Origin of the sequence: Mesorhizobium sp. WSM2240 (assembly GCF_040438645.1) — a bacterium.
GTDB lineage: Bacteria > Pseudomonadota > Alphaproteobacteria > Rhizobiales > Rhizobiaceae > Allomesorhizobium.
Genome location: NZ_CP159253.1, coordinates 4,227,197 through 4,240,632, shown reverse-complemented (window position 1 = coordinate 4,240,632; position 13,436 = coordinate 4,227,197). Strand labels below are relative to the sequence as shown.

Sequence of the window (13,436 nt, the reverse complement as noted above, 5' to 3'; positions counted from 1 at the left end):
CTTTACGGCGGGCGCCGCATCAACATACTGGCTTGCCGTTGCAACGCCATCGTGAACGAGCGCCGCGGCGCAGCTGGGAGGTTTTCCATGTCCTATCTCGACGAGCTTTTCTCGGTGACGGGCAAGACCGCTCTGGTTACAGGGGCAGCGACCGGCATCGGCCGCATGGCCGCAACCGCGCTGGTCCGGGCGGGCGCGAGCGTGATGATCGCCTCGCGCAAGGGCGAGGATTGCGCCCGCGTCGCCGGCGAGTTGAACGCACTCGGCGCGCCGGGCAAAGCAGAGGGCTTCCGTGGTGACGTCGCGACCGAGGCGGGCGTGCTGGCGCTTGCCGCCGCGGTCAAGGAGCGGACGGACCGGCTGGACATACTGATCAACAATGCCGGCACGTCGTGGGGCGAGCCGCTGGAGAGTTTTCCCTACAAGGCCTGGGCGAAAGTGTTCGACGTCAACGTCACCGGGCTGTTCCACCTGACGCGGGAACTGCTGCCGCTGCTGGCCAAGGCGGCGAGCGATGACGATCCGGCGCGTATCATCAATCTCGGCTCGGTGATGGGAACGCAGCCGCTGGCCGACGACGCCTATTCCTACACAGCTTCGAAGGCGGCGGTGCATCATTTGACCCGGACGCTGGCGATCGAACTGGCCGGCCGGCGCATCACCGTCAACGCCTTCGCGCCCGGACCCTTCCGCAGCCGCATGACGGCGTTCGCCACCGGCACCGAAGAAGGCGCAGACCGGGTGGCGAGTCACGTCCCGATCGGCCGGATCGGCGCGCCCGATGACATTGCCGGCGCGACCCTGTATCTGTGCAGCCGCGCGGGCAGCTATGTCACCGGCGCCATACTGCCCATCGACGGCGGACAGTCGGTGCAGCATGGCATGACGCTGTTCAAGGAATGATCTGTACCGGGAGCCGAAAGCTTGAAACCCATAACCGTTGATCAACTCGTGGCCGGCGTCGGATCCGAAATCACATCGCCCTGGCGCACCGTCACGCAGCAGATGATCGACCTGTTCGCCGATGCGACCGACGACCACCAGTTCATCCATTGCGATCCGGAACGGGCGGCGGCCGAAACCCCGTTCGGCGGTACGATCGCGCACGGCTTCCTGACGCTGTCGCTTCTGTCGGCCATGGCCTACGAGACCATTCCGCCGCTGGAGGGCGCCGGCTTGGGCATCAACCAGGGATTCGAGAACCTGAAATTCGTTGCGCCAGTAAAGACCGGCGCCCGCATCCGGACGAAATTCCTGCTCGCCGACGTAAAAGTCCGGCCCTCCGGCTGGATTCAGGTCGCGCACGAGGTGACCATCGAGATCGAAGGATCGAAGAAGCCGGCGCTGACGGCGCGCTGGCTGACGCTGACCATGGTCGAGCCGGAGAAAGCTACGGGATGAACGACCCGAACACGCTCGACCAGGCGGCGCTCGCACCCTATCTGGAGGCGGAAATCCCGGGCTTTGCCGGGCTCCTGTCGATCGAGAAGTTCCAGTCCGGCCAATCCAATCCAACCTATCTGCTGACAACAACAACATCCGGCCGCTATGTGCTGAGGGCCAAGCCGCCCGGGCAATTGCTGAAATCCGCGCATCAGGTCGATCGCGAATTCCGCATCATGAAGGCGCTGGCCCCCACGGCGGTTCCGGTTCCCGAAATGCTGCACCTATCGGCCGAGGATTCGCCGATCGGACGCATGTTCTACGTTATGAGCTACGTTGAAGGCCGCATTTTCTGGGACCCGGCGCTGCCCGAGATCGCGTCCAATGCCGAACGCGCGGCGATCTACGACGCCATGAACGCAACGCTCGTAGCCTTGCATGATGTCGATCCGGCGGCTGTCAGCCTCGAAGATTTCGGCAAGCCAGGTAGCTATTTCGAGCGCCAGCTCGGCCGCTGGACAAGCCAGTACCGCGCTTCCGAAACCGGCGTGTTGTCCGACATGGACCGGCTGATCCACTGGCTGGAGGCACATATCCCGCCGGATGACGGCGTCGTCTCGCTGGTCCATGGCGATTACCGGCTCGACAACATGATCTTCGCGGCCGACAGACCGCAGGTGCTTGCTGTGCTCGATTGGGAACTGTCGACGCTCGGCCATCCCTATGCGGACCTCGCCTACCAGTGCATGCAGTGGCGGCTGCCGCATGCATCGGGCTTTCGCGGCCTAGGCGGCCTCGACCGCCGTGCGCTCGGCCTGCCTTCGGAAGAGGACTATGTTGCCGCATATTGCCGGCGGCGCGGCATCGACGGCATCACCAATTGGACGGTATTTCTTGTTTTCTCCTTCTTCCGTCTCGCGGCGATCTGCCAGGGCGTCTACAAGCGCGCCCTGGACGGCAACGCCTCAAATCCGGAGAAGGCGAGAATGTACGGCGAGGCAGTGAAGCTGCTGTCGGGACAGGCGGCGCGGCTGATCGACGAGGGTAAGGCGCCGCTGTGAGGCGATGCGGTGCGCGTCCCTCCCGCCGTTGGTACCCCGGATCGTGCAGCAGGGCATTTTGTGCGGCCGGAAGGAGAGAGATGGCTAAGTGCTTGAAAGGATGGTGGGCGTGACAGGGATTGAACCTGTGACCCCTGCAATGTCAATGCAGTGCTCTCCCGCTGAGCTACACGCCCATCCGAAGCCGCGCATACACCATATTATGGCCGAGCGCGTCAATAGCGAGAATTGTCCAAAGGCCGGCTATTTGCACCGGCCTGGAGCCGGGCCGCATTGCGCCGTCAGGCGGCCTGCAGCATCTTTTCGACCTCATTGACGAGATCGCGCAGGTGGAACGGCTTCGACAGCACCTTGGCATCCTTAGGCGCCTTGGAATCGGGATTGAGCGCCACCGCGGCAAAGCCGGTGATGAACATCACCTTCAGGTCGGGGTCGATCTCGGTCGCACGCCGCGCCAGCTCGATGCCGTCCATTTCCGGCATGACGATGTCGGTCAGAAGCAGCGAGAACGGCTCTTCGCGCAGACGCTCATAGGCGCTGGCGCCATTGTCGAAATCGCTGACGTCGTAGCCAGCGCGCTCAAGCGCCTTGACCAGAAACCGACGCATGTCGTCGTCGTCCTCCGCCAGAAGAATGCGTGCCATGTTTTCCCGTCCGAATCACCTGCAAAGACTGCTTGCAGCCAGTCTGGTTAACCATCTCTATATGAAGAGCCGACGGTAAAGATCAAGTGAATGCAGTCATGCCGCCGCTGATGCACAGCGTCCGCCTTCGCGTCGAACCGCTGGACAGAATGGCCGCCAGATGGCAGTTTCGAAGCCATGATGGAGTGGTGTTCGCGGGCATGTGTCGATGACGGCGGCCGATGACTTTTCGGCGCTTGCGCCGTTCGAGATCCGCACCGCCGCCGAGCAGAGCGTGCCGTTCGTCTTCAATTCCCCGCATAGCGGCTCCCACTATCCCGACCGGTTCCTCGCCATGATCCGGCTCGACCGCAATGCGATCCGCCGCTCCGAGGACTGCTACGTTGACGAACTGTTCGGCAGCGCCGTGGCGTTGGGCGCGCCGATGCTGGCGGCGAACTTTCCGCGCGCCTATCTCGACGTCAACCGAGAGCCGTGGGAACTCGACCCGCGCATGTTCGTCGAGCCTGTGCCGCCCTATGCCAATATCCGCTCGGCGCGCGTGGCCGGCGGGCTCGGCACCGTGCCTAAGCTGGTTGGCGAGGGGCTCGACATCTATGCGAGCCGCCTGCCTCTCACAGAGGCGGTGGCGCGCATTGAGGCCGTCTACAAGCCCTATCACGACGCGCTCAAGCGGCTGGTGACGCGGACCCACCAGCGCTTCGGTTACGGCGTGTTGATCGACTGCCATTCGATGCCAGCCAGCATCCGGATCGGCGACAGCGGTGTGCGGCCCGATTTCATCATCGGCGACCGCTTCGGCGCGTCGGCCGCGTCGGCGCTCACCGAAAAAGCAATCGGGCTGTTGACGTCGATGGGCTACACCGTCGCGCACAACAAGCCTTACGCCGGCGGCTTCATCACCGAGCATTACGGACGGCCGGCGCGGGGCCTCCACGCGCTTCAGATCGAGGTCAATCGCGGGCTCTACATGAACGAGCGGACGTTGCAGAGATCCGCCGGATTCGATGCGCTGGCCGACGATCTGGCGCGGTTCTGCGCCGACCTGATGAGGATGCCAGACCGCGATTTGGTGGACCTGCCGCTTGCCGCCGAATAGCCGGCGCATCTGCCGGTCAAAAAAAACCGCGTTGTTCGCACAACGCGGTCGAAGTCTAGGGAGGAAACGCCCAAGGAGGGCATAGACAGGAGAACCTGTCCGACTTAAAATTTATTGTGCGCTGCACAAATGTCAAGCGCATACATGAATAATTAATTCATATTGATGTGGAGATCGGGCAATAGACGTCGAATGTTGCGTCCGCGCAACACAAAACGCGCCAAATTGCCTGATTAAATCGCGGAAATGGCCCCTGAACCGGCATGAGCACGGCTATAGTCGGCCAAGTGATTCCGGCATCGCTCGCCCTTGGAGACGGGACTTTGAAGATTTCGGCCGAATTCATGCGACGCGTCGCCGAGGCCGCCGCCGCCGAAACCCTGCCACGATTTCGCGGCCAGGGGGCGGTTTCCAACAAGCTTTCCGGCGGCTTCGACCCCGTGACCGAGGCGGACCGCAGGGCCGAGCAGGCGATCCGCGCGGTCATCCGGGAAGAGTATCCCGACCACGGCATATTGGGCGAGGAATTCGGTTCCGAGAATATCGGGAGCAGCCACATCTGGGTCATCGACCCGATCGACGGCACCCGCTCCTTCATCTCCGGAGTTCCGCTTTGGGGCACGCTGGTCGGGCTCACCGTCGACGGCGACGCGGTGGCCGGGATGATGTCGCAGCCCTTCACCGGCGAGCTTTTCCGCGCCGACGGCAGCGGCGCCTTCTATGAAGGCCCGGGCGGCGCCCGCAGGCTGGCGACGCGCAAGGTGGACGAATTGGCCGCCGCGACTTTGTGTACGACGACGCCGGCGCTGTTCCTTGGCGGCCGGCGCGAGGCTTACAACCGGCTGGAGGCCGGGATTCAGCTGTCGCGCTACGGGACCGATTGCTACGCCTACGCCATGCTCGCCGCCGGCCATATCGACCTCGTCGTCGAGGTCGGCCTGCAGGCATACGATATCGTGGCGCTGATCCCGATCATCGAGCAGTCCGGCGGCAAGATCACCAATTGGGATGGCGGACCGGCCGAAAATGGTGGCGAAATCGTCGCCGCCGGCTCGCCGAAGCTGCACGATGCGGCCTTGGAACTGCTGCACCGGGACTGATTTTTAGCCGTCGCTCCCCGGTACGAATGCATCGAAGGCGGCGAAGAACTGCTCGCGGAAAATGTCGGCTTCCTGCAGGATTTCGTGGCGGGCGCCGTCGATGGTCAGAAGCGATCCGTTGCGCAGTCTGCGCGCCAGATCCTCGATCGGCCGGTTGGCCACCACCTCGTCCGCGCCTGCAGCGACGATCAGGATCGGGGTCTGGATTTTCGCGATGAAGTCCGGGCCCTGGACAGTCATGGAAGCTTCGGCCGCAGCGCGGATCCAGGCCACGGTCGGGCCGCCCAGCCCCAGATGCGGATGGGCCTCGTAGAGCTCGCAGTTTCGCGCATAGCGCGCCGGGTCGGACGTCAGCTTGTTGGAGGCGAAAGGGTATCGTTCGAGCGGACGCGGGCCGCCGGCAACGTAAAGCCCGCCCAGCCCCAGATAGTAGAGCGCCATCGCCAGGCGGCGGATGGTCGCGAGCGTTAGCGATGTGCTGGTCACCATCAGGAAGGGGGCGGTCAGCACTATGCGGCGGACGCGGTTGGCCAACGACGGCGCCGCCAGAAGCGTTACCAGCGCTCCGGCCGAGTGGGCGAGCACGTAATAGGGGCCGCGGCAGTCGGGCAGCACGAATTCGGTGAAGAACTGGTCGAGGTCGTTGGCGTAATCGAAGAAGCTGCGCACATAGCCGCGTTGCGGGTCCTTGATCAGCCGGTCGGAAGCGCCCTGGCCACGCCAGTCGAAGGTCACCACGGCGAGGCCGCGCGCAGTCAGATCGCGGATCGTTTCGAAATACTTCTCGATGCACTCGTTGCGGCCAGGCAGCAGAACCACCGTGCCTTTGAGGGGACGCGCTGATGTCGGAAAAAAGGCGTGGCGGAGCGTCTTGCCGTCGCTGGCGGTGAAGAACCCGGCGGTGGCGTTTTCCGGGACCGGATTGCCGGGAAGCTCATAGAAAAGAGTGCTCATCGTCCACTTTGCTCTCGGCGCGCCGGAAGGACAGCGCTGCCACGGTGATAGAAATCATGACCGGCAAAAGCAAAGGAAATCCGGGAACAGAAGAGGCCGGAAGCTGCTTGCGGCAGGCTTCCGGCCTCTGTCGATCCGGGAGGAAGGGACGTTACACCCGGCTCGGCTTCGTCACGATGCGCACCGGCGCATCGCCGAACCTGATTTCGAACGCAAATCTAACATCCGTCGCCTGAACGCTCGCCGAAGCCGCGGTTCATCCTGCGTTCATATTCAAGAACGCTGTCCGCTGCGGATTATTCCCGGTTCAAAAACTCTTGAAACGGCAATTTCTGCTTCCCAAATTACCGACGTGGCCGCCGAAAACGGGGCCGCTGGTCCATGCAAGATGCCGCTCAAGGATTTGCACCGGGCCAAAACGCAAACAGTGTTGCTCAACAGGAGAACAGACCATGCGTCACGTTGATTTTTCACCCCTCTATCGTTCGACCGTCGGTTTCGACCGGCTCTTCACGATGCTCGATTCGCTCGCGCAGCCGGAGAGCGCCCAGACCTATCCGCCCTACAATATCGAGCGGACCGGTGAAGACGCATATCGCATTTCGATGGCCGTCGCCGGCTTCTCCGAAGACGAAATCGCCATTGAGGCGCACCGTAACGTGCTGACCGTCAAGGGCGAGCGGAAGGAAGAAGGCAATGGCGAGGGCTCGGAAGTCCTCTATCGCGGCATTGCCGCGCGCTCTTTCGAGCGCCGCTTCCAGCTTGCCGACCATGTCGAGGTCAACGGCGCCTTCCTCAAGAACGGCCTGCTTCATATCGACCTGAAGCGCAACGTTCCCGAGGAGATGAAGCCGCGCAAGATCGCGATCGCTACGGCGCCTGCGAAGGCCGCCAAGCAGATCGAAGCCACGACTACCAAGTAAGGCTCCTCCCGAGCGAAAAAGCGGCGCCTCCGGGCGCCGCTTTTTTATGCGATCAGTTCGGCGAAGCGGTCGACATCCTCGGCCGTTGTGGCGAAGCTGGTGACGAACCGGCATATCGTCTCCTCCTTGTTGCCCGTGCCGGTATAGCCATGCGGCGTGTTCCAGGGATGGAACACCGCGCCCGCTGCGGTCAGCCTCTCCACCAGATCCTTGTTCATGACCACGAAGAGTTCGTTGGCCTGCGGCTCCCAGGCCAACCGGACCCTGGACGATGCTCCGACGCGCGAGGCGAGGCGCCTGGTCATCGCATTTGCGTGCCGCGCCGTTTCCAGCCAGAGCCCGTCCCTGAAATAGGCGTCGAACTGCGCGGCGATGAAGCGCGATTTGGAGAAGAGCTGAGCGGCGCGCTTGCGCACGAACGAAAAATCCCTGGCTCGCCCGGTGTCGAACAGCACAACCGCCTCGGCGCACCAGCAGCCGTTCTTGGTGGCGCCGAACGAAACGATGTCGACGCCGCGCTTCCATGTCATCTCGGCCGGCGTCGTATCCAGCGCCACCAGCGCATTGGCGAAACGGGCGCCGTCCAGGTGGAGCGGCAGGCCGTACTCCCTAGCGATGGACGAGATCGCGGCGATTTCATCGAGGCCGTACACGGTTCCGACCTCGGTCGCCTGCGTGATTGAAACAGCCATAGGCTGCCCGGCATGCACGAATTCGGGCACGAAGTGGTTGATCGCGGCTTTGAGTCCGTCCGGATCCATTTTGCCCAGCCTGCCGTCTACGGCGCGAAGGCGAGCGCCGCCGGTCAGATATTCGGGAGCGCCGCATTCATCCTCGAGGATATGGGCTTCCCGGTGGCAGAATGCGACGCCGCCCGGCCGCGCCAGCGACGCCAGCGCCAGCGAATTGGCGGCGCTGCCCGTGGCGACGAAGAAAACCGCTACCTCGCGTTCGAAGATCTCGTTGAACCGTTCGGCGACCGCTCGGTCCAGCGCGCCGTCGCCATAGGCCGGGTCGTAGCCGGAAGCGTGGGCCGAAAGTCCGGCTGCGATATAAGGGTGCGCGCCGGCCCAATTGTCTGATGCGAAAATCATTTTCTGTCCAAACGATCGAGAGTTGAAGGCGACGCGACATTCACCGGTTTTGCAGCCGGAGTTCAAGAGGCGGTTGTTCCATCCGTGTCGGACCGCATGTTGCCGCAGTGGAGAAGGCTAAAAGTTACCTGAATTCGCCGTAAGGCGAAATTTTATGTCGCGCCTGCGTCAAGATGTTTGCAAATCGGTCTTGTTTCAGCGGAAAAATTCTGACATAAGAAATTTAGGACAGTAGTGCTGTCGTATTTATCTTCGCAATGTGTGCTGGATTTGGCGTATGATCGCGCCTGTCCGGCTGCCGCTGCGGGTGGCGCCGTGATATCGACAGGCGGTAATGGTGCCGCAAAAGGCGGAAACCATCTGGCCGGTCCGGATGTTTTCGCCGAATTTCGCAACATTTCCGCTCGTCGGGCGCCGTCAGGCATGCGACGAAGCGGCGCGCGAGGCAAGAACGGAGGAAGGACGATGATGGACATTTCATCTGTGACGACGGAGCGGACAGCCCCCGCGCAGACGAAAGCCGTCGCCGTCAAACGCGCCTTCGAGCATGGCCTCTATAACCCGCGCAACGAGCATGATGCATGCGGCGTGGGCTTCATCGCGCAGATGAAGGGCGTGAAGTCGCACCAGATCGTCGAGGACGGTCTGGCCATGCTGCAGAACCTGACGCACCGCGGCGCCGTGGGCTCGGATCCGCTAATGGGCGACGGGGCCGGCGTGCTGGTGCAGATTCCCGACCGCTTCTTTCGCGAGGAAATGGCCAGGCAGGGCATCGAACTGCCGGCTGCCGGGCAGTATGGCGTCGGCCACTGGTTCATGCCGCAGGATGCGGCGATGAGGGCGCATATCGACGAGATCATCGCTGAGTCGGCGCAGTCCGAAGGCCTGCCGCTGATCGGCTTTCGCGACGTTCCGGTCGACAATTCCTCGCTTTCGAAGGCGCCTGAAATCGCCGCCGCCGAGCCGTTCCACCGTCAGGTCTTTATCGGCCGCACGCCCGACATCGACGATGACGAAGAGTACGAGGCGCGGCTCTATCTCCTGCGCAAGGTGATCTCGGGCCGCATCTACGCGGAGAACGACAACCGCGACATCGGCTCCTACTGTGTGTCGCTGTCGGCGCGCACCATCGTCTACAAGGGCATGTTCCTGGCCTATCAGGTCGGCGCCTATTACAAGGACCTCAGCGATCCGCGCTTCGAGACGGCGCTGATCCTCGTCCACCAGCGCTTTTCGACCAACACCTTCCCGTCGTGGAAGCTGGCGCATCCCTACCGCATGGTCGCGCACAATGGCGAGATCAACACGGTGCGCGGCAACAACAACTGGATGGCGGCGCGCCAGGCCTCAGTCGATTCCGAGTTGTTCGGCAACAACATCTCCAAGCTGTGGCCGATCTCCTATGAGGGGCAGTCGGACACGGCCTGCTTCGACAATGCGCTCGAATTCCTGTTCCAGGGCGGCTATTCGCTCGCGCATTCCATGATGATGCTGATCCCGGAGGCCTGGGCCGGCAACAAGCTCATGGATGAAGACCGCAAGGCTTTCTACGAATACCACGCGGCCTTGATGGAGCCGTGGGATGGCCCTGCCGCCGTCGCCTTCACTGACGGCCGGCAGATCGGCGCGACCCTCGACCGCAACGGCCTGCGCCCCGCTCGTTATATCGTGACCGACGACGACCGGGTCATCATGGCGTCGGAAGCCGGCGCATTCACCGTGCCGGAGGAGAAGATCGTCAGGAAGTGGCGGCTGCAGCCCGGCAAGATGCTGCTGATCGACCTCGTGAAGGGCCGGATCATTTCCGACGAGGAGATCAAGTCGGAGATCGCGGGCAAGCATCCCTACAAGAAGTGGCTGTCCAACACGCAGCTCATTCTGGAAGAGCTGAAGTCGGTCGAGCCGCGCGCGCTGCGCAAGGACGTGTCGCTGCTCGACCGCCAGCAGGCCTTCGGCTACACGCAGGAAGACACCAAGCTTCTGATGTCGCCGATGGCGACGACGGGCCAGGAGGCGGTAGGCTCCATGGGCACCGACACGCCGATTTCGGCGATGTCGGACCGGTCGAAGCTGCTCTACACCTATTTCAAGCAGAACTTCGCCCAGGTCACCAATCCACCGATCGATCCGATCCGCGAAGAGCTGGTGATGAGCCTGGTTTCGTTCATCGGTCCGCGGCCTAACATCTTCGATCTCGTCGGATCGTCACGTCGCAAGCGGCTCGAAGTTCGCCAGCCGATCCTTACCAATGCCGATCTCGAAAAGATCCGCTCGATTGGCCACACCGAGGACCGGTTCGACACCAAGACGATCGACGTCACCTATTCGACGGCGGAAGGCGCCGCCGGCATGCAGGGCGCCGTCGAGCGGTTGTGCGAGCGCGCCGAAGCGGCGGTCGCCGGCGGCTACAACATCATCATCCTGTCGGATCGCCAGATCGGCCCCGACCGCATCGCCATCCCGGCGCTGCTGGCGACGGCGGCCGTACATCACCACCTTATCCGCAAGGGTCTGCGCACTTCAGTCGGTCTCGTGGTCGAATCCGGCGAGCCGCGCGAGATCCATCATTTTTGCTGCCTCGCCGGCTATGGCGCGGAAGCTATCAATCCCTATCTCGCTTTCGACACTCTGCTCGACATGCACAAGCGCGGCGAGATGCCGGCCGAAGTCGATGCGAGCGAGGTCGTCTCGCGCTATATCAAGTCGATCGGCAAGGGCATCCTCAAGGTTATGTCCAAGATGGGCATCTCGACCTACCAGTCCTATTGCGGCGCGCAGATTTTCGACGCCGTCGGCCTGCGGACCGATTTCGTCGACAAATACTTCACCGGCACCGCGACGATGATCGAGGGCGTCGGCCTGGAAGAGGTCGCGGCCGAGACGGTCAGCCGGCATCACGACGCCTTCGGCAATGATCCGGTGCTGCGCAACGCGCTGGAAGTCGGCGGCGAATATCTGTTCCGGATGCGCGGCGAGGCCCATATCTGGTCGCCCGATGCGGTCGCCTCGCTGCAGCATGCTGTGCGTCAGGGTTCGTGGGACACGTTCAAGGAATATTCCGCCCAGATCGACAGCCACACGGCGCACGCACAGACCATTCGCGGATTGTTCAAGATCAAGACCGCCGAGGAGAGCGGGCGCAAGCCTGTGCCGATCGAGGAGGTCATGCCGGCGGCCGAGATCGTTAAGCGCTTCTCGACCGGCGCCATGTCGTTCGGCTCGATCTCCAGAGAGGCGCATACCACGCTGGCGCGCGCCATGAACCAGATTGGCGGCAAGTCGAACACCGGCGAAGGCGGCGAGGAGCCGGATCGCTACCTGCCGCTGCCCGGCGGCGGCCGCAATCCGGAACGCTCGGCCATCAAGCAGGTCGCCTCGGGTCGGTTCGGCGTGACAGCGGAATATCTGGTCAACTCCGACGTCATGCAGATCAAGGTCGCGCAAGGTGCAAAACCTGGCGAGGGCGGACAACTGCCCGGCCACAAGGTCGACGCGACCATCGCCAAGGTCCGCCATTCGACGCCGGGCGTCGGGCTGATTTCGCCGCCGCCGCATCACGACATCTATTCGATCGAGGATCTGGCGCAGCTGATCTTCGACCTGAAGAACGTCAACCCCGAGGCGGATGTCTCGGTCAAGCTGGTCTCGGAGGTGGGCGTCGGCACGGTTGCCGCCGGCGTCGCCAAGGCACGCGCCGACCACATCACTATCTCCGGTTACGATGGCGGCACCGGCGCTTCGCCGCTCACCTCGCTTAAGCATGCCGGTTCGCCCTGGGAGATGGGTCTTGCGGAGACGCACCAGACGCTGGTGCTGAACGGCCTGCGAAGCCGAGTGGCGCTGCAGGTCGATGGCGGATTGCGCACCGGCCGCGACGTGATCATCGGTGCGCTGCTTGGCGCGGACGAGTTCGGTTTCTCCACCGCGCCGCTGATCGCTGCCGGCTGCATCATGATGCGCAAGTGCCACCTCAACACCTGCCCGGTCGGCGTCGCGACCCAGGATCCGGTGCTGCGCAAGCGCTTCAAGGGCACGCCCGAGCACGTCATCAACTTCTTCTTCTATGTCGCGGAAGAGGTGCGTGGGCTGCTGGCCGAAATGGGCTTCACCCATCTCGACCAGATCGTCGGCGATACCGATCTCCTGGAAAAGCGGGCCGTGATTGAGCACTGGAAAGCTCAGGGTCTCGATTTCAGCCGCGTCTTCTACAAGCCCGAGGCGCCGCGCGACGCGACGCACTGGACCGAGCGCCAGAAGCATCCGATCGACGACGTGCTCGACCGCAAGCTGATCGAACTCGCCAGGCCGGCTCTGGAATCGAAGCTGCCGGTCAAGATCGAGGTCGACATCCGCAATGTGGATCGCTCGACCGGCGCGATGCTTTCGGGCGAGGTGGCCAAGCGCTACAAGCACAAGGGGCTGCGCGACGACACGATCTCGGTGAAGCTGACCGGCACGGCGGGCCAGTCCTTCGGCGCGTTCCTGGCGCGCGGCATCTCGTTCGAGCTGATCGGCGACGGCAACGATTACGTCGGCAAGGGCCTGTCGGGCGGCCGTATCGTCATCCGCCCGCCCGACGATGCGAAGATCGTCGCCGAAGACTCCATCATCGTCGGCAACACCGTTCTCTACGGCGCGACCGAAGGCGAGTGCTATTTCCGCGGCGTCGCTGGAGAACGCTTCGCCGTTCGCAATTCGGGCGCCGTCGCGGTCGTCGAAGGCGTCGGTGACCATGGCTGCGAGTACATGACGGGCGGCGTGGTCGTGGTCATCGGCCAGACCGGGCGCAACTTCGCGGCTGGCATGTCGGGCGGCGTCGCCTATGTGCTCGACGAAGCGGGCGATTTCGCCAAGCGCTGCAACATGGCGATGGTCGAACTCGAGCCCGTCCCCGAGGAAGACGACATGCTGGAGAAGCTGCACCATCATGGCGGCGACCTCGACCACAAGGGCCGCGTCGACGTCTCCGGCGACATGACGAGCCATGACGAGGAACGCCTCCATCTGCTCATCTCGAACCATGTGCACTACACAGGCTCGACGCGCGGCAAGGAGATCCTCGAGAACTGGGCTAGCTACCGGCCGAAATTCCGCAAAGTGATGCCGGTCGAGTATCGCCGCGCGCTCCAGGAGATGGAGCGGCTGCGGATGAGCGTGGCGGCGGAGTGACGCGCTGGT

General features: G+C 63.2%; 11 protein-coding genes and 1 tRNA gene. 8 read left to right on the top strand and 4 right to left on the bottom strand.

All coding sequences use genetic code 11. The features are described 5' to 3' along the window. Positions 1-87 precede the first annotated feature (87 nt). From ABVK50_RS20965 to ABVK50_RS20955, 3 genes are read left to right on the top strand one after another with little or no spacing between them, the layout of a single operon-like run. Positions 88-903 (top strand): SDR family oxidoreductase, encoded by an 816-nt coding sequence (locus ABVK50_RS20965; RefSeq protein ID WP_353644747.1) that lies wholly within the window; start codon positions 88-90, stop codon positions 901-903. A 21-nt stretch (positions 904-924) separates the two neighbouring features. Then, positions 925-1,401 (top strand): MaoC family dehydratase, encoded by a 477-nt coding sequence (locus ABVK50_RS20960; RefSeq protein ID WP_353644748.1) that lies wholly within the window; start codon positions 925-927, stop codon positions 1,399-1,401. After that, positions 1,398-2,444: a phosphotransferase family protein gene (locus ABVK50_RS20955; protein WP_353644749.1), complete on the top strand. Its 1,047-nt coding sequence runs from the start codon at positions 1,398-1,400 to the stop codon at positions 2,442-2,444. The genes ABVK50_RS20960 and ABVK50_RS20955 overlap by 4 nt, the downstream gene beginning before the upstream one ends. 101 nt (positions 2,445-2,545) lie before the next feature. On the opposite strand, the gene ABVK50_RS20950 is transcribed toward ABVK50_RS20955, so the two are convergent. Both ABVK50_RS20950 and cpdR read right to left on the bottom strand, forming a co-directional pair. Further along, positions 2,546-2,620 (bottom strand) — tRNA-Val (locus tag ABVK50_RS20950). Between the two features lie 105 nt (positions 2,621-2,725). Next, complete coding sequence (cpdR, locus tag ABVK50_RS20945; RefSeq protein WP_008835384.1) at positions 2,726-3,088, bottom strand: cell cycle two-component system response regulator CpdR; 363 nt, start codon at positions 3,086-3,088, stop codon at positions 2,726-2,728. A 208-nt stretch (positions 3,089-3,296) separates the two neighbouring features. Between cpdR and ABVK50_RS20940 the strand changes: the two genes are divergently transcribed. Both ABVK50_RS20940 and hisN read left to right on the top strand, forming a co-directional pair. Continuing rightward, positions 3,297-4,187, top strand: a complete 891-nt coding sequence (locus ABVK50_RS20940) for an N-formylglutamate amidohydrolase (protein WP_353644750.1) — start codon at positions 3,297-3,299, stop codon at positions 4,185-4,187. Between the two features lie 323 nt (positions 4,188-4,510). Continuing rightward, a complete protein-coding gene (gene hisN, locus ABVK50_RS20935) occupies positions 4,511-5,287 on the top strand; it encodes a histidinol-phosphatase (RefSeq protein WP_353644751.1) in 777 nt (258 codons plus the stop codon). A 3-nt stretch (positions 5,288-5,290) separates the two neighbouring features. On the opposite strand, the gene ABVK50_RS20930 is transcribed toward hisN, so the two are convergent. Further along, on the bottom strand, positions 5,291-6,241 hold the full coding sequence (locus ABVK50_RS20930) for an alpha/beta hydrolase (RefSeq protein ID WP_353644752.1): 951 nt from the start codon (positions 6,239-6,241) through the stop codon (positions 5,291-5,293). Between ABVK50_RS20930 and ABVK50_RS20925 the strand changes: the two genes are divergently transcribed. Both ABVK50_RS20925 and ABVK50_RS20920 read left to right on the top strand, forming a co-directional pair. Next, positions 6,234-6,707: a hypothetical protein gene (locus ABVK50_RS20925; RefSeq protein ID WP_353644753.1), complete on the top strand. Its 474-nt coding sequence runs from the start codon at positions 6,234-6,236 to the stop codon at positions 6,705-6,707. The two genes, ABVK50_RS20930 and ABVK50_RS20925, sit on opposite strands and share 8 nt — an antisense overlap. Next, a complete protein-coding gene (locus ABVK50_RS20920) occupies positions 6,694-7,164 on the top strand; it encodes an Hsp20 family protein (protein ID WP_353644754.1) in 471 nt (156 codons plus the stop codon). Before ABVK50_RS20925 ends, ABVK50_RS20920 begins: the two co-directional genes overlap by 14 nt. Positions 7,165-7,208: 44 nt before the next feature. Here ABVK50_RS20920 and ABVK50_RS20915 read toward each other — a convergent pair whose 3' ends face one another. Further along, the gene (locus ABVK50_RS20915) at positions 7,209-8,258 is read right to left on the bottom strand and encodes a low specificity L-threonine aldolase (protein ID WP_353644755.1); all 1,050 of its coding nucleotides are present in this window, start codon (positions 8,256-8,258) and stop codon (positions 7,209-7,211) included. Positions 8,259-8,723: 465 nt separating this feature from the next. On the opposite strand from ABVK50_RS20915, the gene gltB reads away from it, so the two are divergent. After that, positions 8,724-13,427, top strand: coding sequence for a glutamate synthase large subunit (gene gltB / locus ABVK50_RS20910; protein ID WP_353644756.1), 4,704 nt, complete (start codon positions 8,724-8,726; stop codon positions 13,425-13,427). Positions 13,428-13,436: the final 9 nt, after the last annotated feature.

Excerpts from the sequence above, each read along its gene's own strand:
- ABVK50_RS20965 (WP_353644747.1), top strand. The coding sequence starts at position 88 with ATGTCCTATCTCGACGAGCTTTTCTCGGTGACGGGCAAGACCGCTCTG.
- ABVK50_RS20955 (WP_353644749.1), top strand. The coding sequence starts at position 1,398 with ATGAACGACCCGAACACGCTCGACCAGGCGGCGCTCGCACCCTATCTG.
- cpdR (WP_008835384.1), bottom strand. The coding sequence starts at position 3,088 with ATGGCACGCATTCTTCTGGCGGAGGACGACGACGACATGCGTCGGTTT.
- ABVK50_RS20940 (WP_353644750.1), top strand. The coding sequence starts at position 3,297 with ATGACGGCGGCCGATGACTTTTCGGCGCTTGCGCCGTTCGAGATCCGC.
- ABVK50_RS20930 (WP_353644752.1), bottom strand. The coding sequence starts at position 6,241 with ATGAGCACTCTTTTCTATGAGCTTCCCGGCAATCCGGTCCCGGAAAAC.
- ABVK50_RS20920 (WP_353644754.1), top strand. The coding sequence starts at position 6,694 with ATGCGTCACGTTGATTTTTCACCCCTCTATCGTTCGACCGTCGGTTTC.
- ABVK50_RS20915 (WP_353644755.1), bottom strand. The coding sequence starts at position 8,258 with ATGATTTTCGCATCAGACAATTGGGCCGGCGCGCACCCTTATATCGCA.
- gltB (WP_353644756.1), top strand. The coding sequence starts at position 8,724 with ATGATGGACATTTCATCTGTGACGACGGAGCGGACAGCCCCCGCGCAG.